Raw genomic sequence first — 17,479 nt, 5'->3', positions numbered from 1 at the left:
TTGCAAAAGCAAATTCAGACGGTCGGCTTTGTGCCCGCTCGGCAGCTGCTGATCTGAGGCGCATCGTTTAATTTCTTGAGGTGACCCAAACAGGCCACCTCAATCTTGGGCAGATCAGATAGCGATCTTCGGCTCCAACTCAACCGACCAAAGCTCCACATCTGCGCTGTCCATCAAGCGCACAGTCATCACGCCCGTATTCGCCGCAATGTCGACTTTGCCAAAGAACTGCAACCCGTCGCTTGGCGGCAGGTTGGCTTGCCCTTCTTCAGGATGTTTTGCAAAGCGCACTTCGGGACCAAAGGTGTTGTCGTATTCGGAGGGTCCGAATGTGCCGGCATGCAATGGACCGGAGACAAATTCCCAGAACGGTTCAAACTCCTGAAAAACAGCGCGGTCAGGCGAATAGTGATGGGCGGCGGTGTAATGCACATCTGCTGTGAGCCAAACAGTGTTGGTGATCTCGGCGGTTTTAATGAACGACAGGACTGCGGCGACATCCTTTTCACGGCCCAGGACCGGGCCATCGCCGTTTGCACCGTTTTCCATGTTATCACCATCTCGTACCATCATGCCAATTGGCATGTCGGCCGCGATGATCTTCCATGTTGCGGTAGAGTTCACCATCTCGCGTTTCAGCCAAGCAAGCTGTTCCGCGCCCAGGAACGGAGTGCCTTCTGCCTCGGTGTTGGCCGTGTTGTCGCCGCGATAGGTCCGCATGTCGATCACGAAAATATCCAGCAACGGGCCGTAGGACACCTTGCGATAGACGCGCATCGGTTCCGACAGAACCTGACGGGTTGGCATCATTTCGTGGAACGCGCGTGCGGAACGGGCTGCCAGGACCTGCAGTGATTTCTCCGTATAACGGTCATCCGCAGTCAACATTTCATTGGGATACCAGTTATTTGTGACTTCGTGGTCGTCCCACTGAGAAATCATAGGCACGGAGGCATTAAACGCCTGCACGTTTTTATCCATGTAGTTGTACAAATGCTGGCCGCGGAATTCGTCCAAAGTCTCAGCCACCTTCATCTTGGCGGGTGTGACGATGTTTTTCCAGATCGAGCCGTCGTCGAGTGCGACTTCTTCCTGCAACGGACCATCGGCGTAGACCGTATCACCGGAATGCAGGAAGAAATCAGGCGCGTGACTGTTCATCGTCGCATAGGTGGTCATGCCGCCGCGATCTTCGTCAATACCCCAACCTTGACCAGCCGTATCGCCAGACCAAACAAAACTGATGTCCCGGTTGCCCATGGGCGCGGTCCGGAAAGTGCCGGTCATCGGCTCTGAAAGCGTGCCATCAGCAAGATCGGACATTGTTACGCGGTAAAAAATATCCTGATCGCTTGGCAGTCCGGTGAGCGCCAGCTTGCCTGTGTAATCGGTCGGTGTGCCAACTGCCAATGCGGGAACAGCACGCGCGTCTGTCATGCTTTCGGTGGTTGCCCACTCGACAAGCATCTTGGCCTCGCGATCAGCGCGGCTCCAAATGACAGCGCCATCATGGGCGACATCACCAGACATAATGCCATGGGTAATCAGTGGACGCGATTGCGCTCTCGAAAGGGATGGCATGGCAATGGTAGCAGAAAGTGCAGCCGTGCCCAAAAGCGCTTGGCGACGGGTAAATGTGATGCGAGGCATGGGAATGTGATCCTAATCAGATGAGATACCGATGCTTAACGCGGTGCAAGTTTCAGCTCATTGACAGTGGTATGAAAGTTAAATGAACTTCAGCGACATCTGGGTGAAGGCGATTTACTGACACGATCTACAAGCTCTTTCATACGCTCAAAGCCGACCTTCGTCGTAGCGCCTTGAACGACAGCATTGCCGCAGATACTGCGCCTTCAAAGGCCGTCGTATTCCAATGCCAAACCTGCGCTTTGCCACCGCCCCCAATACCCCGAACGGGGCCAGCGCGGTGGATTTGTGAAGGAGCGCAAAACCCGTAAAGTGGTCCGGCGCTAGAAAATTCATGGTCGGCAATCATTCCAACAAAAAGCCCCCGCTCCAAAGGAGCGAGGGCCATGCCATCTGACGATGTCAGACAGTCTTATTCTGCGTCGTCAGCTTCGATTTCTGCAGCAACGCGCGCCTTGTCGGCGGCACCTTTGGCAGCAACGTCACGATCGACGAATTCGATGATCGCCATAGGCGCCATGTCACCATAGCGGAAGCCCGCTTTCAGGATACGAACATAGCCGCCCTGGCGGTCTTTGTACCGGGGGCCAAGCACATCAAACAGTTTGGAGACATACTGGTCTTCTTTCAGGCGCGCGTTGGCCTGACGACGGGCGTGCAGATCGCCGCGTTTTGCCAAGGTGATCATCTTTTCGATGATGGGGCGCAATTCTTTTGCCTTGGGCAGAGTCGTTTTGATCTGCTCGTGCTCGATCAGCGAGCCAGCCATGTTTGCAAACAGGGCCTTACGGTGCTCATGAGTACGGTTCAGGCGGCGGTAACCACGTGCGTGACGCATTGTTCAATTCCTTCTTTCGCGTTTTGCTTTGTCTGTCAGCCGATGCGTGTCAGCTGCTCTCCTTGGGGCATGTGCCCATCTTTCCCCGCCAGCGCGGGCATTGTTTAAGGGCAGACCTGGGCCTGCCCTCAAATCCTGTGTGACCGAGTGAGGTTCTTAGAACGTGTCTTCGAACTTCTTGGCCAGATCTTCGATGTTGTCTGGTGGCCAGTCCTCGACGTCCATGCCGAGGTGCAGACCCATGCCGGACAGCACTTCTTTGATCTCGTTCAGCGACTTGCGGCCAAAGTTTGGCGTGCGCAGCATTTCTGCTTCGGTCTTCTGGATCAGATCGCCGATGTAAACGATGTTGTCGTTCTTGAGGCAGTTTGCCGACCGGACAGACAGTTCCAGCTCGTCCACTTTCTTCAGCAGAAGCGGGTTGAACTCGAGACCATCGTCTTCGTCCTGACGGTTCGCCGACTCGGGCTCTTCGAAGTTGACGAAGATCGACAGCTGGTCCTGCAGGATACGCGCGGCATAGGCCAGGGCGTCATCCGGGGTCACGGAACCGTCTGTTTCGATTTTCAGCGTCAGCTTGTCATAGTCCAGCACCTGGCCCTCACGGGTAGGCTGAACGTCATAAGACACCTTTTTCACCGGTGAGTAGATCGCATCGATTGGGATCAGACCAATGGGTGCGTCTTCTGGCTTGTTCTTATCGGCAGAGACATAGCCCTTGCCGGTATTCACAGTCAGTTCCATGAACAGGTCAGCGCCGTCGTCCAGATGGCAGATAACATGCTCGCGGTTCAGAACCTCGATGCCTGCGGACTCAGAGATGTCACCGGCGGTGACAACAGCTGGGCCTTTGGCATTGATCGACAGGCGCTTGGGGCCTTCGACGTCCATGCGCAGGGAAACACCCTTGAGGTTCAGGATGATATCGGTGACATCTTCACGAACGCCAGCAACGCTGGAGAATTCGTGCAGAACGTTGTCGATCTGTACGGATGTGATCGCGGCACCTTGCAGCGAGCTCATCAGAACGCGGCGCAGCGCGTTGCCAAGCGTCAGGCCAAAGCCACGCTCAAGCGGTTCGGCAATAATTGTTGCCTGACGTGCGGGATCGTTGCCCGGCTTTGCTTCAAGCTGCGTTGGCTTGATCAGCTCTGCCCAATTTTTATGGATCATGCAGTCCCTCCATTCCTGTCTGTACCTCATGTCCGAAGGTGCAGACGCCCGAGGTTTAAAATGACGGACTGGGGCCCGGCAAACAAGCGGGGCCCCAGCGTAAGTCTCGAAGTCTTAGACGCGACGACGCTTAGGTGGACGGCAGCCATTGTGTGCCATCGGCGTTACGTCGCGGATCGAGGTGATGTTGAAGCCGATTGCGGCCAGAGCGCGCAGGGCAGATTCACGACCGCCACCGGGGCCCTGAACTTCAACTTCAAGAGTTTTAACACCGTGATCCTGTGCCTTTTTGCCGGCATCTTCTGCCGCCATCTGAGCCGCATAAGGAGTCGATTTACGCGACCCTTTGAAGCCCATGGAGCCAGCAGAGGACCATGCAATCGCATTACCCTGAACATCAGAGATCAGGATCTTGGTGTTGTTGAACGATGAGTTCACATGCGCAACACCAGTTGCGATGTTCTTACGCTCTTTTTTCTTCGTACGAGTCTTATCGCGTGCCATTGATCAAACCCTCCCTTACTTCTTCTTACCGGCAATGGCCTTTGCGGGGCCTTTGCGAGTGCGAGCGTTGGTGTGGGTACGCTGACCGCGAACGGGCAGGTTACGACGATGGCGCAGGCCGCGGTAGCAACCCAGATCCATCAGACGCTTGACGTTCATCTGAACTTCACGACGCAGGTCACCTTCAACGGTGAAGTTTGCATCGATGTGCTCGCGGATGGCCAGAATTTCGGCATCAGACAATTCGTTGACGCGACGGGCCGCATCAATGCCAACAGCTTCGCAGATTGCGGCAGCCGAGGTGTTTCCGATTCCGGTGATATAGGTGAGGGCGATAGGTACCCGCTTAGCAGCGGGGATGTTTACGCCGGCAATACGTGCCACGTGTCACTTTCCTTTTCGTTGCGGTTCCGTAGCTCCAGAACCTTTTTTCACAACGCTCGACCCTGGCAGTTCAGCCGTTCAGCCCAGCATTTTGAGGTGGTCATGCAGGCAAAAGAATCTGCCCACATGGAATCATCCCACAAAGGGATGGGGTTGCGTATGAGGATTTGAACAGAGCGTCAACCCGTCAAGAGATGAACCAGGCCTTTTTCATCAAAAGGCGGGCTTTTCAGCCAATTGGCGTCACGATGCGCAATTATAAAACCGCAGTGGCTCTGCGTCACCCGTAAAAATGGAGATGACGCCCGGTTGGTCGGGATCGCGGACAATGGTGAACAGCTGCGGCACAAACTCCGGCCCTGGCATCTCGCACTGGCCCACATGTGTGGTCACATCATAGACCTGCCATTGGTACAGCGCCTTGGGCGTGAAAGAGCAGAAATACTCCAACGAGCTATAGCCGGTTTCATTCAAGAGCAGCCCGCCGTTCCCCGCATAGTCAAGATCGCCATCCGGGCTCGACATCACGATGTCACAGCCCTCCGGACTATCGACAAGCAAATGCTGGGCCTGCAGCGGCAGGGTGAAGGAAAACAGGACAATGGAAGGCAGAAGGAATTTCATCAACTGGGCTTTCTCTAAAATGGGATGGGTCAGGATCACTATAGGCTGCTTGTTTCAGATTTTGTAAACGCACAGCCTGTTTCAGACAGAAACAGCCAACAAAGACACTCTCACCGCCAAGCGCCCCCAAGGCCGTTTCCAGCACCCCACCCAAAAAGGGAGCAACGAGGCTCCCTTTTTCGATATCAGATCTCAGCTGGCACAGTTTACTCAGCCAGAACCGCTGCAATATCCGCTTTTACAGCGTCCATATTCTGCAATCCATCAACGGACTGCAGATCACCCTTGGCGTAGTAATAGCCCAACAGCGGCGAGGTCTTTTTGTAATACTCCATCAGACGGGTCTTGAGGCTTTCCTCATTGTCGTCTGCGCGGCGCTTTACCTCTGTGCTGCCACAGTTGCTGCATTTGCCATCCGCAGGCCAGGGCTTGGTCTGGTCGTGGTAGACTTCACCGCAACCGCCACAGGTGGAGCGGCCGGTGATGCGCGCAACAAGCGCACTGTCATCCACTGCCATCTCAATCACCGCGTCCAGGGTCAGGCCCATTTCCGCCAGCAATTCACCCAAGGCATCAGCCTGCCCCAGGGTGCGGGGGAAGCCATCAAAGATAAAACCACCCTCGGCGCCTTCCACGAGCTTTTCGCGGATCAGACCAATAACGATCTCATCTGTGACCAGCTCACCGCGGGCAATGACGTCGGCAACCTTTTTACCCATCTCCGAGCCACTGGACTGCGCGTCGCGCAGCATATCACCAGTGGAGAGCTGAACCATGCCGCGCGCGTCGGTCAAATGACGCGCCTGCGTCCCCTTACCCGCACCGGGTGGCCCTAAAAGAATGATATTGGTCATCGGCGAGAGGGCCCCCGTTTTGCTCGTTTCTTGTTCCGGCCACGCAGCTGGCTCTTCTCGATGAGCCCCTCATACTGGTGCGCCAACAGGTGGCTTTGCGCCTGCTGAATGGTGTCCATGGTCACAGAGACCACAATCAGCACCGATGTACCGCCAAAGTAGACCGGGAAAGCAAACTGGCCACGCAGCACTTCTGGAAGCAGGCAAACCACCGCCAGATACATCGAGCCAAGTACCAAGATGCGGTTCACCACATATTCGATATATTCGGCGGTCTTCTTGCCCGGGCGAATACCCGGCACAAAGCCGTTCTGGTTCTTCAGGTTATTGGCCACATCCTCGGGCTTGAAGGCCACGTTGAAGGTGTAGAAATAGGCAAAGAACACAATCATCGAGACAAAGAACAGCAGGTAGAGCGGCTGGCCGGGGCCAAAGTTGGCCAGCATCCAGGACATCACCGGACCGTTGGTTGCACCGGATGAGAAAGCCGAAATCGTGGTTGGCAGCAGCAGCAGCGAACTGGCAAAGATCGCTGGGATAACGCCCGCTGGGTTCACTTTCACCGGCAGATGCGAGGACCCACCATCATAGACCTTCATGCCGACCTGGCGGCGCGGGTACTGGATGTGGATCTTGCGCAAGGCGCGCTCCATGAAGACCACAAACATGATCACCGCAACTACCATCAGCATCACACCGATGATCACCGCAGGGCTGATTGCACCGGAACGGCCAGAGGCAAAGAACTGCGCAATCGAGGCCGGAACCTCGGCGATGATGCCGACAAAGATGATCAGCGAGATGCCATTGCCCAGACCACGCTGGGTGATCTGCTCACCCAACCACATCAGGAACATGGTGCCACCCACCAGGGTGATCATGCAGGCCATACGGAAATACATGCCCGGATCAGTCGCCAGGTCACCAGCTTCCAGCGAAACCGCCAGGCCATAGGCCTGCGCTGTCGCCAGCGCCACGGTGCCATAGCGGGTGTATTGGTTGATTTTCTTCTGGCCCTGGGCACCCTCTTTTTTGAGCTGCTCAAGTGCCGGGACCATGGAGGTCAGCAACTGCACAATGATCGAAGCCGAAATATAGGGCATGATCCCGAGGGCAAAAATGCCCATCCGGCCAAGGGCGCCACCGGTGAACATCGACACCATGCCGCCAATGCCCTGCCCTGCCGCTTCCATAAAGTTGCGAAGCGCGCCTGAGTCGATGCCAGGAACCGGAATGAAGGTTCCGAGGCGATATACGATCAAAAGGCCAAGCGTAAACAAGATGCGATTGCGCAGATCCGTGGCTTTGCCAAGTGCGGACCAGCTGGTGTTCGCTGCCATTTGTTCTGCTGCTGATACCATGAAATGGGTCTCTTTTTGCAAAAACGCCGCCCGGAGCCCTTTTCCGGCTCGGACGGCGTATAGGGAAACTGATGACCTATGTAAGCGGCAATCTCGCCGCTCACAAGCCGTTACTCAGCTGCGGCTGCTGTTGCCACGGTCAATGCGCCACCGGCCTTTGCAACTGCTTCAATAGCAGCAGCGGATGCGCCGGTTACGGCGATGGTGGCTTTTGCGGTGAGTTCACCTTTGGCCAGAACGCGGACACCGTCTTTTTTGCGACGGATCAGACCGGAAGCCACCAGGGTGTCTTCGGTGATCGAGGCTGCGTCCAGCTTGCCCAGGTCGATGAATTTCTGGATCAGGCCCAGGTTCACAACGGCATATGCCTTGCGGTTTGGCTTGTTGAAGCCACGCTTAGGCAGACGCTGGTACAATGGCATCTGACCACCTTCGTAGCCATTGATCGAAACACCCGAACGGGATTTCTGACCTTTGATACCACGGCCACCCATTTTACCCTTGCCGGAGCCGGGACCACGGGCAACACGCATACGTTTTTTGGCGGCACCTGGATTGTCGCTGAGTTCGTGAAGTTTCATTTCGCTTCTCCTTCGCCGGATGTGATCCCAGAAGCGTAAACAGGATCAACCACGGCATGTCTTTGATATATGATTCCATGACCCCAAGAGGCCACCGTAGGCCTATAGCCGCCCAGCCCCCCCGGATCAAGCCCTTGCGGATCTCGCCACCCTCACATTGACGCCATGCCAACAGTTTATTGGACAGAGACGGTTTCAGAATCAAAAAACGTCCCTGTTGAAACAGAGACGTTTTTACGATCAGGAGCGAGGGAGGAGAGCTCTGGCTGATCGGGTTACAGGTGATGAACGTGTTTGCGCGCGATATCAGCGATATCGCAGCGGCGGACACCGATGTCTGCCAGCTCGCGATTGGTGAGACGCGACAGCTGCGCATAGGTGCGCTTGTACTCACGGTTCATCGCCCAGTTTGCACTGGCCTGCGCCACAAAAGCCCGCAGACGCGCGGTGATACCAAAGTCGGTGGTGGTGTTTTGAACAAATGCCAATTGGCTATTCCTTAGCTGCGGCTGAGACCCATTTCCCAGCCCTTTTTCTAACCTGTTTAGGTGTCTCTGGAATAAAGGAATAAATTTGTTACAAACAACCACTGCAACAAGACAACCCGCTATGCATCCGATGCATAGGCCGGGCTCATGGTGGCCTCGACCGGGCTGGCGGGCAGAGATGCCCCCCGCCACAAAAAAAGACGCCCCCGGTTTCCCGGAGGCGTCCTTAATCAGTCATTCGAAATAGGCTTAGTCGCGCTCTTCGATGATCTCTACCATGTGAGAGACCTTGCGCACCATGCCACGAACCGAAGGAGTGTCTTCGAGTTCACGGGTTTTGTGCATCTTGTTCAGACCCAGACCGATCAGCGTCGCGCGCTGGTCGGCGGGGCGGCGGATCGGGGAACCGATCTGCTTAACAACGATTGTTTTAGCCATTGTCCGTCTCCTTACGCTTCTGCTGCTTCAGCAGCAGGTGCTTCGTCCCGCTTGGGCAGGATATCGGCGACCTTTTTACCACGACGCTGAGCAACCGAACGGGGGCTCTGCTCTTTGGTCAGGCCATCAATGGTTGCACGGATCATGTTGTAGGGGTTCTGCGAGCCGATCGACTTGGACACAACGTCTTTGACGCCGAGCATTTCGAAAACTGCACGCATTGGACCACCAGCAATAATACCGGTACCTTCAGGAGCCGTCCGCATGACAACTTTGCCGGCGCCGTGGCGACCTGCAATGTCGTGGTGCAGGGTACGACCCTCTTTCAGAGGCACACGAACCATCTGACGCTTGGCCTGTTCAGTGGCCTTGCGGATCGCCTCGGGGACTTCTTTGGCTTTACCTTTGCCAAAGCCGACGCGGCCCTTTTGGTCACCAACAACAACCAGTGCTGCAAAACCAAAGCGCTTACCGCCTTTTACGGTTTTGGATACACGGTTGATTGCAACCAAACGATCCGCAAATTCGGGTGTCTCATCACGGTCGCGGCGATTGCCACGGCGGTTATCACGTTCTGCCATAAAGCATTCCTTTGTGTGTGGCGACGAGCGCCAATTGTTCCAATCCTGGTGAGGCGCGCCCGAAGACGCGCCTCCCGGATCATCGGGGTGGCGGTATCGCCACCCGCAAGTCTTTAGATCTTGAGGCCGCCTTCACGCGCAGCGTCGGCCAGAGCCTTCACCTTGCCGTGGAACAGGAAGCCGCCACGATCGAAATACGCCTCAGAGACGCCAGCCGCCTTGGCACGTTCGGCGATAACCGAACCCACTTTGGTTGCTGCTTCGATGTTGTTCTTGCCTACAAAGCCAAGATCTTTTTCCAGGGTCGATGCGGACGCCAGAGTCTTGCCTGCCAGATCGTCGATCAGCTGAACCGAGAGGTTCTTGTTCGAACGGTGGACAGAAAGACGCAGACGGCCAGCGTTGACCTTGCGAAGTTTGTTCCGGACGCGCAGGCGACGCTTCAGAAACAGGGTACGTTTGCTGTTTGCCATTGTGCTGGTCCTTACTTCTTCTTGCCTTCTTTGCGGAAGACGAACTCACCCTTGTAGCGGATGCCTTTGCCCTTATAGGGCTCGGGACGGCGCCAATCACGGATCTTCGCCGCGACTTCGCCCACCTGCTGCTGGTCGTTCCCTTCCACAACGATTTCTGTCTGCTTCGGCGCGGTGATGGTAACACCCTCCGGAGCAACAAATTCGACATCGTGGCTGTAACCGAGGTTCAGCTTCAGGGTATTCCCCTGCATCTGAGCCCGGTAACCCACACCCTGGATCTCCAGCTCTTTCTTAAAGCCGGTGGTCACGCCGGTTACCAAGTTGGCAACCATGGTGCGGGACATACCCCACTGCTGACGGGCGCGCTTGGACATGCCGCGAGGCGTGACCGAAACAGCGTTGTCTTCAACAGTCAGAGTGACATCGTCGGTTGCAGTGAAGCTGCGGGTCCCTTTGGGACCTTTGACTTCGATGCTCTGGCCGGACACGGCAGCGGTTACACCGCTAGGCAGGTCGACCGATTTTTTACCAATACGGGACATCGATTAGGCCTCCTTAGAAGACGGTGCAGAGCACTTCGCCGCCAACATTGGCTGCGCGTGCGTTTGCGTCCGACATCACACCCTTGGGGGTGGAGACAATCGACACACCCAGGCCCTGACGGACCGACGGGATGTCATTGACGCCCATGTAAACGCGACGGCCAGGTTTGGAAACCCGCTTCACTTCACGAATGACAGGATCGCCGTCGTAGTACTTGAGACTGATTTCCAGCGCCGGATGGCCGCGTTCGTCAGTGGATTTCTCGTAGCCGCGGATGTAACCCTCGTCTGCCAGCACGTCCAGAACCCAAGCCCGCAGCTTTGACGCTGGGGAGCTTACGGTGGATTTGCCACGCATTTGCGAGTTACGGATACGGGTGAGCATATCGCCGATAGGATCGTTCATATCTGTCTCTCCCTTACCAGCTCGATTTCACCATACCGGGGATCTGGCCATTCGAGCCCAGTTCCCGCAGCGCGATCCGGCTGACCTTCAGCTTACGATAGTAAGCGTGAGGACGACCGGTCAGCTGACAACGGTTGTGCAGACGAGTTGCCGAAGAATTCCGCGGCAGTTTGGCCAATGTCAGGCGCGCTTTGAAACGCTCTTCCATCGACTTGGATTCGTCATTCGCGATTTCTTTCAGCTCGGCGCGTTTTGCGGCATATTTTGCCACCAGACGCTCGCGCTTTTTCTCGCGTTCGATCATGCTTTTCTTAGCCATGTCTCTACTATCCTTCCCGCGCTCAGCTATTGAAGGGCATGTTGAAAGCTTTCAACAGTGCCTTCGCTTCGGCGTCGGTTTTCGCGGTTGTGGCAATCACGATATCCATGCCCCAGTTTTCGTCGATTTTATCAAAATCGATTTCTGGAAACACGAGATGCTCTTTCAGACCCATGGCGTAGTTGCCACGGCCGTCAAAGGAGGTACCCGATACGCCGCGGAAGTCACGGATACGGGGCATCGCGATGGTGATCAGACGGTCCAGGAATTCAAACATCCGGTCGCCGCGCAGAGTAACCTTTGCGCCCATCGGCATGCCTTCACGTACACGGAAGCCAGCGATGGAGTTCTTTGCCACAGTGGTCAGAGCTTTCTGGCCAGCGATGGTGCTGAGATCAGCCTGAGCGGATTTGGCTTTTTTGCTGTCACGAACAGCAGCCCGGCCGCAGCCAATGTTCAGAACGATTTTTTCCAGCTTAGGCAGCTGCATGTCGTTCTTGTAGCCAAACTCTTCTTTCAGGGCGCCACAGATGGTGTCCTTGTAAAGAGCCTTCAGACGTGGAGTGTAGGTTGCATTATCAAGCATCAGACAGTCTCCCCAGTCGTTTTGGCGAAGCGGACTTTTTTGTCGTCTTCCATGCGGAAGCCAACACGGGTTGCTTTGCCATTGGAGTCGAGCAGAGCCAGGTTCGACAGATCGACTGGCAGTGCTTTGGGCAGACGGCCGCCCTGTTCGTTCTGCGATTGACGGGTATGGCGGATCGCCATGTTCAGCCCATCAACGATCGCCTTGCCGGCTTTGGGATCAACAGAAGCGATAACGCCCTCTTTACCCTTGTCCTTGCCGGACAGCATGACAACCTTGTCGCCTTTGCGGAGTTTAGCAGCCATTGTTACAGCACCTCCGGAGCAAGCGAGATGATTTTCATGAAGTTCTTGGCGCGCAGCTCACGAACAACTGGTCCAAAGATACGTGTACCTACGGGCTCGTTGTTGGTGTTCAGGATGACGGCGGCGTTGCGATCAAAACGGATCGCTGTACCATCGGCACGACGGACTTCTTTAGCGGTGCGAACGACGACGGCCTTACGGACATCACCTTTCTTAACGCGACCGCGGGGGATGGCTTCCTTAACCGAGACAACAATGATGTCGCCTACGGATGCGTATTTACGCTTGGAACCACCCAGAACCTTGATGCACTGAACTCGGCGAGCGCCGGAGTTGTCAGCAACATCCAGGTTTGTTTGCATCTGGATCATGTGGTTTCTCCCGACCTATGGGGCAGCGATGCGTGCTGTAATCCCCCAGGGTTTCGACAAACTGGTCAGTTTGCCGCTTATGGGACCTTACGGTCTCTTAAGCGGTCACAACTTCCCAGCGTTTCGTTTTCGATTTCGGCGCGCACTCGATGATGCGGACTTGGTCGCCGACCTTGAAAGCGTTCTGTTCATCGTGCGCCCGATACTTTTTGGACTTACGAATGGTCTTTTTCAGAACAGGGTGCGTGAAGCGGCGTTCAACCGAAACTGTTACGGTCTGGGCGTTGGCGTCGCTGGTCACGGTGCCTGTGAGAATACGTTTGGGCATCTGTCAGGCTCCTTATTCTGCTGCTGCGGCTGCAGCTTTTTCGTTCAGGATGGTTTTCACACGAGCAGCATTGCGGCGTGCCGCTTTGATGCCTGCAGTGTTTTCCAGCTGACCGGTAGCTTGTTGAAAACGGAGATTGAAGCTCTCTTTTTTCATGTTGGCAAGCACATCGCGGAGTTCATCCACGGTCTTGTCACGCAGATCATTGGCGTTCATCGCCTTTGTTCCTTGTCCAAAGCACCAGAAGGCCCCGTGAGGGTCACCTTGTTATCTGGTGGGTTATGTAAAACCCGCACTCAATAAAGTGCAGAAAAGAATCACCGGGGCCAAATCCAAGACGAATTTAGCCCAAGCGATGTGCCCCTATAGGGGAGATAGGGGGTGGGGGCAAGGGAAAGGTTGGGCAGCCCCCACCCTAAAGCAATTTGGCCAAGGACAAAACAAATCGCATTCCAAGCGCCGCACACGACCCCACCAAAAGCGCTGAGAGCCAAAGTTCAAAATGGAGATTAAGGATCAGGAAAGCTGCTGCATAGACAGTTGCCAAGTAAACGACACAGCTCCCCACCGAGGTCACCCAGAACAATTTCTTAGTGTGCAGCACCCGACGCAAAAACGTCCTGCGCATTATTCTGGCAGCAACCAAGGCGGCAACTGTTAGCCCGACAACGGCACAGGCCAAGAAAAGGTAGAGAACCCAAAGCTGGTCCTCAGGAATGACATTAAATCCCATAGCAAACTGCAGGGGCAAAACCGACATTTGCAGAACCAAGGGGATCGTTAGTGGCACCAACAGAAGATATGCAATGAGCTTCAGCTTATACGACATTGAACGTTAGCCTCCAGGATCGCAGAAATACTATTTTCCAAACCCCACCAATTCCACCTATAGATGCATCGGAATCTCAATTCCGGCTCAGGCTGAAAGCCCGGGCCGCGCCTGACTTTCCCCATGGGAAGGCGCTTTGCACCTCCCCAAGGTCAGACACCGCCCTTTTGTTCCGCGGTCTGGCTTTGGTTTCCGGCGGTTCGCGCCTCTATCGCTCCCCCGCAACGATAGCCACTGTGTGGTTCGGCTAGGGCTCCGCCCGTTCGAAAGCGAAACGCTCTCCCAGAGCGTTTCCGAGAAGCTTTCTCACTCCCACCGATAATTGAAGCTGACGGAAATACGCTCGTCCTCGGCCATGTTCATCGGCACCTCATGGCGCAGCCAGCTCTCCCACAGAAGCACATCCCCCACGGCAGGCTTCATGTAGATAAAAGGCTTCAACTCACGCCGCGCTTCTTTGGTGCGCGTGGGCGCCGCCATCATCCGGCCGGACCGCGGGTCTTCCAGCTTCAGCGCAGAGGCCCCTTCGGGCATCGCCACATAGGTGGTGCCTGAGATGACCGAGTGGGGATGCAGGTGCGAGGAATGCATGCCGCCTTCGGGCAGGATATTGATCCAAAGATCCTCAAGCACCAGCTTGCGGCCATCGAGATCAAACTCCAGATCCTTGGCAAAATTGGCGACGTGTTCATCCAGCGATTTCACCAGATCGGCAAACACCGGGAAGCGCCAGGGCAGATCTGTCAGGGACGCATAGGAGGTATAGCCGGGATAGCCGTTCGCCTCGCACCAGTCCTGTCCGGCCTCGTCATCTTCGGCGATAACAATGCAAGAGGTTTCCATTTCCTGCGCATCAATGGCCGGTCCGCATTCGGACAGGGCAGCGCGGTACAAGCGGGTCACAAAGAGAGATTCTATCTGGGCCATGGCCTTTCTTTACCGCAGCTCTGCCGAAGAACCAATCCGACATTCCTGCCACCCGCGCACTTTCGAAAACCTGCCCGCCTAGTTTCATCCGGTCTTATCCTGCCTTATCCAGCCCTACCCGCTACGAAATACTTAGAGCGCCGCCCCCGGGACCGCGCTCTAAGGTGTTTAAGGGGCGCTCGCCTAGAACTTCAGATCAAACCCGACCTGCAGCCCGTAGCTCTCATAGCCGCTCATGCCGATCCCATCATAAAAGGTCTCTGCCTGGAACACGCCCTGATCCGCAAAATGATAACTCAGCCCCAGCTTGGCCCGCGCGCGCGCCCCCTGCACATTGGAAGAGGTGGTGACTGCATTGCCCGAGTTCTTCACATGGCTGCCAATAGCGCTGATCCCGCCAAACAACAGCACCTCACCATTGCCGCGCCGCACTTCAAGCGGTGTCTCAAAATCAAGCCCCAGCTCAACCTGCCCCCATGCGACATCCAAGTCCGGGATCAGGTTGCCCAGACTGTCGCGGTAAGCCTTCTGATCATCCGTCGTATAGGTAAGTTGAACCTTTGGGATCAGGGTGGTTTTGCCATAGAGCATTGATCCCGAAAGCTTCAACAAGGCGAGAAAACGCTCAGTCTCGACCTTGTCCGTATAGGTGCCAAACGGAGAGACATCGTTTGAACTCTGCCCATACAGAAGCCGCCCCTCAACAAAGACGTCACGGTCTGGAAACTTGGTGACAAAATAGGGGCCGATCAACCAACCCTTGCCTTTGATACTGGCCGCCCCATCGTCCTGATCCAGGTAATCCAGCTGCAGCATTGCCCCAAGCAATAGGCTCTTGTTGATGGCAAAGTGACTGCCGACAACGCCAAAGACATAGGAGCTATCACTGGTGCCTTCACGGCTTATAGCCCCCTGCAACCGGGTCCAGACACGCGACCCTGGCCGCGTCGAGATGTCAAAGGTTCCCTGCCCGCGGGTGACCGCCAGGTTAAACTGCCCCTGACCCTGGCCCAGCCCCGCTCCGTTACCGGACAAGAACCCTGTCAAATCGGGCTGATTGTTGATCAACTGGGTTGCCCGGGTGTTCATGAACTGACCAATAAGCTGACTGGTCTCCTCAACTGCCGAGCTATGAACAGCAATCGCACCGGAGGCGAGGTTGCCATTGCCCGAGGCGTCCTGCGCCACCCCCGCCGCAATCGAAACGCCGGTATCACCGCTTCCTGTTGACTGGATCGTAATGACGTAGACAGACCCGCTCCCGGAAAGCGCAACCGCAGAGCCATGCGTGACGAACACATCAAGCAGCGCAAACCCGGTGACCGCCTCAGAGAATGTCGCCGTGACGTCAAAGTCTTCGCCAGGTCGAACCGACACCGCATTGGTTGATAGCGTGACAGTGGGTGCCACAACATCCAAATTCGTCAACCCAAAGGTCACCGAGGTCAGACCCGTGGCGCTGGCCGTCACATTATAGGCCCCCGCCGTGGCATTGGCCGTCGCCGTCACCGAGGCCAGGCCGGAGGCATCGCTCACCGCCGAGCCCGCCGACAGCGCCGCCGAAGCGCCACTCCCCGGTGCCGCGAAGGTCACCGTCACCCCAGAGACCGGATTGCCCCCGGCATCCGTCACCAGCGCCACCAGCGCGGTGCCAAAAGAGGTCGAGATCGCCGTGCTCTGGCTGTCGCCGCTGGACACCGCCAGCGTTGCCGCTGCCCCCGCCATATTGGTCAGGGCAAAACTTTGGTTTGAAATACCCGCACTGGAGGCAACCACGTTGTCCCCCCCCTGCCACTGTATTGGCGGTGAAGGTGGTCGAAGTGGCAACACCTGATCCATTTGTGGTGACCGTTTCTGATACACCGCCCCCGGAGAAAGTGCCACTGACACCGGAGCCGGGCGCCGTGAAGGTAACGGAAACACCTGAAACCGGATTACTGCCTGCATCGACAACCATTGCCGTCAGAACCGAGGCAAAAGCGGTCGAGATCGTGGCGCTTTGCCCTCCGCCCGAAGGGGAGGTGAAGGCCGAGGGGGGGGCCAACAGAACTGCCCGTTGTCGCTGTTCCCGTTCCAGTATTGAAGGTGAATTGGAAACTGAAACTACCAGTCACGCTATGCGTACCGGCAATTGTACAACCACCCGTACAATCGACCTGCAGACCAAGTCCGCCAACGTTAACGCCATTCACAGTCGCAGTCAGGGTGGCCCCGGTCTGGGTAAACACCTGAAAGCTAGCTTGTTTGCGATATTTCGGTTGTCACCAATGATGATGAAATCCTCATTTCCGGACGTAGGGCTGCTGGGGATAGATGTCGTCAGAAGACAGTGGTCATCGGAGATATTCAAAGCCAGCTCTTGCCCTTGAGCTGTCAGATCAGGGCAGCTCGCCGTGAATGCAGCATCGGCCGATCGGGGCAGACCCAAAAGCAAAATCACAAACGCAAGTAAGGTGAATGACTGCAGGCCAAGGGCACGCAGATTTGACAAATATCTCATAAATTTCAATTTTTAGTGGAAGAAAGGCAGCAAAATAGCTCTTTCCCCACATCCTCCTTAGGTCAACATTAACTGTTCCATCCCGGACGATCACATAGATCCTCGCAGATCCGCATTTTTGCCGGTAACCTTGCTCCACGCAGCTGGGCCTTTTGCAACGGTCAATTGCTTCCAGTAGCACAAAATACCGCATTATTCTCACTGATTGGAACAACTTATGGCGGTGATGGTCGCACAACCACAGCGCTTCCCAATCTTGAAGGGCGTGCGCCGATACACCCCGGTCGGGGTCCGGGCCTAACCTCCCGACGCCTTGGGCAAAGAACAGGGGTCGAAACGGTTACCCTCACAGAGGCACAGATTCCAAACCATTCGCACACAGTCCGTGCACGTACTGGCGCAGGGGTTTCCGGC

The 17,479-nt window shown here is 55.9% G+C and carries 25 protein-coding genes and 1 pseudogene; 2 read left to right on the top strand and 24 right to left on the bottom strand.

Going from position 1 to position 17,479, the window contains the following annotated elements:
* Positions 1-114: 114 nt before the first annotated feature.
* From JZI28_RS01640 to JZI28_RS01525, 24 genes are all read right to left on the bottom strand, one after another.
* The gene (locus tag JZI28_RS01640) at positions 115-1,614 is read right to left on the bottom strand and encodes an alkaline phosphatase D family protein (protein WP_375699019.1); all 1,500 of its coding nucleotides are present in this window, start codon (positions 1,612-1,614) and stop codon (positions 115-117) included.
* 448 nt (positions 1,615-2,062) lie between these two features.
* Positions 2,063-2,488 carry a 50S ribosomal protein L17 gene (gene rplQ / locus JZI28_RS01635; protein ID WP_295451071.1) on the bottom strand — a complete coding sequence of 142 codons (426 nt, stop codon included), beginning with the start codon at positions 2,486-2,488 and terminating at the stop codon, positions 2,063-2,065.
* Positions 2,489-2,644: 156 nt separating this feature from the next.
* A complete protein-coding gene (locus tag JZI28_RS01630; RefSeq protein WP_295451073.1) occupies positions 2,645-3,661 on the bottom strand; it encodes a DNA-directed RNA polymerase subunit alpha in 1,017 nt (338 codons plus the stop codon).
* A gap of 114 nt (positions 3,662-3,775) precedes the next feature.
* On the bottom strand, positions 3,776-4,165 hold the full coding sequence (gene rpsK, locus JZI28_RS01625) for a 30S ribosomal protein S11 (protein ID WP_009810843.1): 390 nt from the start codon (positions 4,163-4,165) through the stop codon (positions 3,776-3,778).
* 15 nt (positions 4,166-4,180) lie between these two features.
* Positions 4,181-4,549: a 30S ribosomal protein S13 gene (gene rpsM, locus JZI28_RS01620; RefSeq protein ID WP_295451077.1), complete on the bottom strand. Its 369-nt coding sequence runs from the start codon at positions 4,547-4,549 to the stop codon at positions 4,181-4,183.
* 243 nt (positions 4,550-4,792) lie between these two features.
* The gene (locus JZI28_RS01615; RefSeq protein ID WP_297339815.1) at positions 4,793-5,173 is read right to left on the bottom strand and encodes a hypothetical protein; all 381 of its coding nucleotides are present in this window, start codon (positions 5,171-5,173) and stop codon (positions 4,793-4,795) included.
* A 206-nt stretch (positions 5,174-5,379) separates the two neighbouring features.
* Positions 5,380-6,027, bottom strand: a complete 648-nt coding sequence (locus JZI28_RS01610; protein WP_297339816.1) for an adenylate kinase — start codon at positions 6,025-6,027, stop codon at positions 5,380-5,382.
* Positions 6,024-7,388, bottom strand: a complete 1,365-nt coding sequence (gene secY, locus JZI28_RS01605; protein WP_375699018.1) for a preprotein translocase subunit SecY — start codon at positions 7,386-7,388, stop codon at positions 6,024-6,026. Before secY ends, JZI28_RS01610 begins: the two co-directional genes overlap by 4 nt.
* A gap of 110 nt (positions 7,389-7,498) precedes the next feature.
* A complete protein-coding gene (rplO, locus tag JZI28_RS01600) occupies positions 7,499-7,969 on the bottom strand; it encodes a 50S ribosomal protein L15 (protein ID WP_027241738.1) in 471 nt (156 codons plus the stop codon).
* 275 nt (positions 7,970-8,244) lie between these two features.
* Positions 8,245-8,457 carry a DUF1127 domain-containing protein gene (locus JZI28_RS01595; RefSeq protein WP_295451087.1) on the bottom strand — a complete coding sequence of 71 codons (213 nt, stop codon included), beginning with the start codon at positions 8,455-8,457 and terminating at the stop codon, positions 8,245-8,247.
* 249 nt (positions 8,458-8,706) lie between these two features.
* Positions 8,707-8,895: a 50S ribosomal protein L30 gene (gene rpmD / locus JZI28_RS01590; protein WP_009810836.1), complete on the bottom strand. Its 189-nt coding sequence runs from the start codon at positions 8,893-8,895 to the stop codon at positions 8,707-8,709.
* A gap of 11 nt (positions 8,896-8,906) precedes the next feature.
* On the bottom strand, positions 8,907-9,476 hold the full coding sequence (gene rpsE, locus JZI28_RS01585; protein ID WP_295451091.1) for a 30S ribosomal protein S5: 570 nt from the start codon (positions 9,474-9,476) through the stop codon (positions 8,907-8,909).
* 113 nt (positions 9,477-9,589) lie between these two features.
* Positions 9,590-9,949: a 50S ribosomal protein L18 gene (gene rplR / locus JZI28_RS01580; RefSeq protein ID WP_058335703.1), complete on the bottom strand. Its 360-nt coding sequence runs from the start codon at positions 9,947-9,949 to the stop codon at positions 9,590-9,592.
* Between the two features lie 11 nt (positions 9,950-9,960).
* Positions 9,961-10,494 carry a 50S ribosomal protein L6 gene (rplF, locus tag JZI28_RS01575; protein ID WP_295451096.1) on the bottom strand — a complete coding sequence of 178 codons (534 nt, stop codon included), beginning with the start codon at positions 10,492-10,494 and terminating at the stop codon, positions 9,961-9,963.
* 13 nt (positions 10,495-10,507) lie between these two features.
* Complete coding sequence (gene rpsH / locus JZI28_RS01570; protein WP_122071980.1) at positions 10,508-10,900, bottom strand: 30S ribosomal protein S8; 393 nt, start codon at positions 10,898-10,900, stop codon at positions 10,508-10,510.
* 13 nt (positions 10,901-10,913) lie between these two features.
* Complete coding sequence (rpsN, locus tag JZI28_RS01565; RefSeq protein WP_054463230.1) at positions 10,914-11,219, bottom strand: 30S ribosomal protein S14; 306 nt, start codon at positions 11,217-11,219, stop codon at positions 10,914-10,916.
* A gap of 22 nt (positions 11,220-11,241) precedes the next feature.
* Positions 11,242-11,805, bottom strand: coding sequence for a 50S ribosomal protein L5 (gene rplE / locus JZI28_RS01560; protein ID WP_375699017.1), 564 nt, complete (start codon positions 11,803-11,805; stop codon positions 11,242-11,244).
* Complete coding sequence (gene rplX, locus JZI28_RS01555) at positions 11,805-12,110, bottom strand: 50S ribosomal protein L24 (RefSeq protein ID WP_297341545.1); 306 nt, start codon at positions 12,108-12,110, stop codon at positions 11,805-11,807. Before rplX ends, rplE begins: the two co-directional genes overlap by 1 nt.
* Positions 12,111-12,112: 2 nt before the next feature.
* On the bottom strand, positions 12,113-12,481 hold the full coding sequence (gene rplN / locus JZI28_RS01550) for a 50S ribosomal protein L14 (RefSeq protein WP_009810828.1): 369 nt from the start codon (positions 12,479-12,481) through the stop codon (positions 12,113-12,115).
* A gap of 97 nt (positions 12,482-12,578) precedes the next feature.
* Complete coding sequence (gene rpsQ / locus JZI28_RS01545) at positions 12,579-12,809, bottom strand: 30S ribosomal protein S17 (protein WP_083101282.1); 231 nt, start codon at positions 12,807-12,809, stop codon at positions 12,579-12,581.
* A gap of 12 nt (positions 12,810-12,821) precedes the next feature.
* Positions 12,822-13,025 (bottom strand): 50S ribosomal protein L29, encoded by a 204-nt coding sequence (gene rpmC / locus JZI28_RS01540; protein ID WP_009810825.1) that lies wholly within the window; start codon positions 13,023-13,025, stop codon positions 12,822-12,824.
* A 199-nt stretch (positions 13,026-13,224) separates the two neighbouring features.
* Entirely contained in the window at positions 13,225-13,638 is a 414-nt protein-coding gene (locus tag JZI28_RS01535) for a hypothetical protein (RefSeq protein WP_375699016.1), read from the bottom strand.
* Between the two features lie 306 nt (positions 13,639-13,944).
* Complete coding sequence (locus tag JZI28_RS01530; RefSeq protein WP_375699015.1) at positions 13,945-14,565, bottom strand: 2OG-Fe(II) oxygenase family protein; 621 nt, start codon at positions 14,563-14,565, stop codon at positions 13,945-13,947.
* A gap of 183 nt (positions 14,566-14,748) precedes the next feature.
* Entirely contained in the window at positions 14,749-16,341 is a 1,593-nt protein-coding gene (locus tag JZI28_RS01525; protein WP_375699014.1) for an Ig-like domain-containing protein, read from the bottom strand.
* A 44-nt stretch (positions 16,342-16,385) separates the two neighbouring features.
* Between JZI28_RS01525 and JZI28_RS01520 the strand changes: the two genes are divergently transcribed.
* Together JZI28_RS01520 and JZI28_RS01515 are read left to right on the top strand one after the other, a co-directional pair.
* The gene (locus JZI28_RS01520; RefSeq protein WP_375699013.1) at positions 16,386-16,934 is read left to right on the top strand and encodes a hypothetical protein; all 549 of its coding nucleotides are present in this window, start codon (positions 16,386-16,388) and stop codon (positions 16,932-16,934) included.
* 203 nt (positions 16,935-17,137) lie between these two features.
* Positions 17,138-17,444, top strand: a pseudogene (locus tag JZI28_RS01515) (phage tail protein); the annotation flags it as partial.
* Positions 17,445-17,479: the final 35 nt, after the last annotated feature.

Source organism: Pseudophaeobacter sp. TrK17 (assembly GCF_042192375.1).
In the GTDB taxonomy this organism is placed as follows: Bacteria; Pseudomonadota; Alphaproteobacteria; order Rhodobacterales; family Rhodobacteraceae; genus Pseudophaeobacter.
The sequence above is the reverse complement of the archived record's forward strand: the minus strand, read 5'-3'. Positions and strand labels throughout refer to the sequence as shown.

Bases quoted from the DNA above. Each gene is read 5' to 3' on its own strand.
- rpsE (WP_295451091.1), bottom strand. From the start codon at position 9,476: ATGGCAGAACGTGATAACCGCCGTGGCAATCGCCGCGACCGTGATGAG.
- JZI28_RS01530 (WP_375699015.1), bottom strand. From the start codon at position 14,565: ATGGCCCAGATAGAATCTCTCTTTGTGACCCGCTTGTACCGCGCTGCC.
- rplE (WP_375699017.1), bottom strand. From the start codon at position 11,805: ATGCTTGATAATGCAACCTACACTCCACGTCTGAAGGCTCTTTACAAG.
- rplN (WP_009810828.1), bottom strand. From the start codon at position 12,481: ATGATCCAGATGCAAACAAACCTGGATGTTGCTGACAACTCCGGCGCT.
- JZI28_RS01615 (WP_297339815.1), bottom strand. From the start codon at position 5,173: ATGAAATTCCTTCTGCCTTCCATTGTCCTGTTTTCCTTCACCCTGCCG.
- JZI28_RS01610 (WP_297339816.1), bottom strand. From the start codon at position 6,027: ATGACCAATATCATTCTTTTAGGGCCACCCGGTGCGGGTAAGGGGACG.
- rpsK (WP_009810843.1), bottom strand. From the start codon at position 4,165: ATGGCACGCGATAAGACTCGTACGAAGAAAAAAGAGCGTAAGAACATC.
- JZI28_RS01535 (WP_375699016.1), bottom strand. From the start codon at position 13,638: ATGTCGTATAAGCTGAAGCTCATTGCATATCTTCTGTTGGTGCCACTA.
- secY (WP_375699018.1), bottom strand. From the start codon at position 7,388: ATGGTATCAGCAGCAGAACAAATGGCAGCGAACACCAGCTGGTCCGCA.
- JZI28_RS01630 (WP_295451073.1), bottom strand. From the start codon at position 3,661: ATGATCCATAAAAATTGGGCAGAGCTGATCAAGCCAACGCAGCTTGAA.
- rpmD (WP_009810836.1), bottom strand. From the start codon at position 8,895: ATGGCTAAAACAATCGTTGTTAAGCAGATCGGTTCCCCGATCCGCCGC.
- rpmC (WP_009810825.1), bottom strand. From the start codon at position 13,025: ATGAACGCCAATGATCTGCGTGACAAGACCGTGGATGAACTCCGCGAT.
- rpsH (WP_122071980.1), bottom strand. From the start codon at position 10,900: ATGAACGATCCTATCGGCGATATGCTCACCCGTATCCGTAACTCGCAA.
- rpsQ (WP_083101282.1), bottom strand. From the start codon at position 12,809: ATGCCCAAACGTATTCTCACAGGCACCGTGACCAGCGACGCCAACGCC.
- rplQ (WP_295451071.1), bottom strand. From the start codon at position 2,488: ATGCGTCACGCACGTGGTTACCGCCGCCTGAACCGTACTCATGAGCAC.
- rplR (WP_058335703.1), bottom strand. From the start codon at position 9,949: ATGGCAAACAGCAAACGTACCCTGTTTCTGAAGCGTCGCCTGCGCGTC.
- rplF (WP_295451096.1), bottom strand. From the start codon at position 10,494: ATGTCCCGTATTGGTAAAAAATCGGTCGACCTGCCTAGCGGTGTAACC.
- rplO (WP_027241738.1), bottom strand. From the start codon at position 7,969: ATGAAACTTCACGAACTCAGCGACAATCCAGGTGCCGCCAAAAAACGT.
- rpsN (WP_054463230.1), bottom strand. From the start codon at position 11,219: ATGGCTAAGAAAAGCATGATCGAACGCGAGAAAAAGCGCGAGCGTCTG.
- rplX (WP_297341545.1), bottom strand. From the start codon at position 12,110: ATGGCTGCTAAACTCCGCAAAGGCGACAAGGTTGTCATGCTGTCCGGC.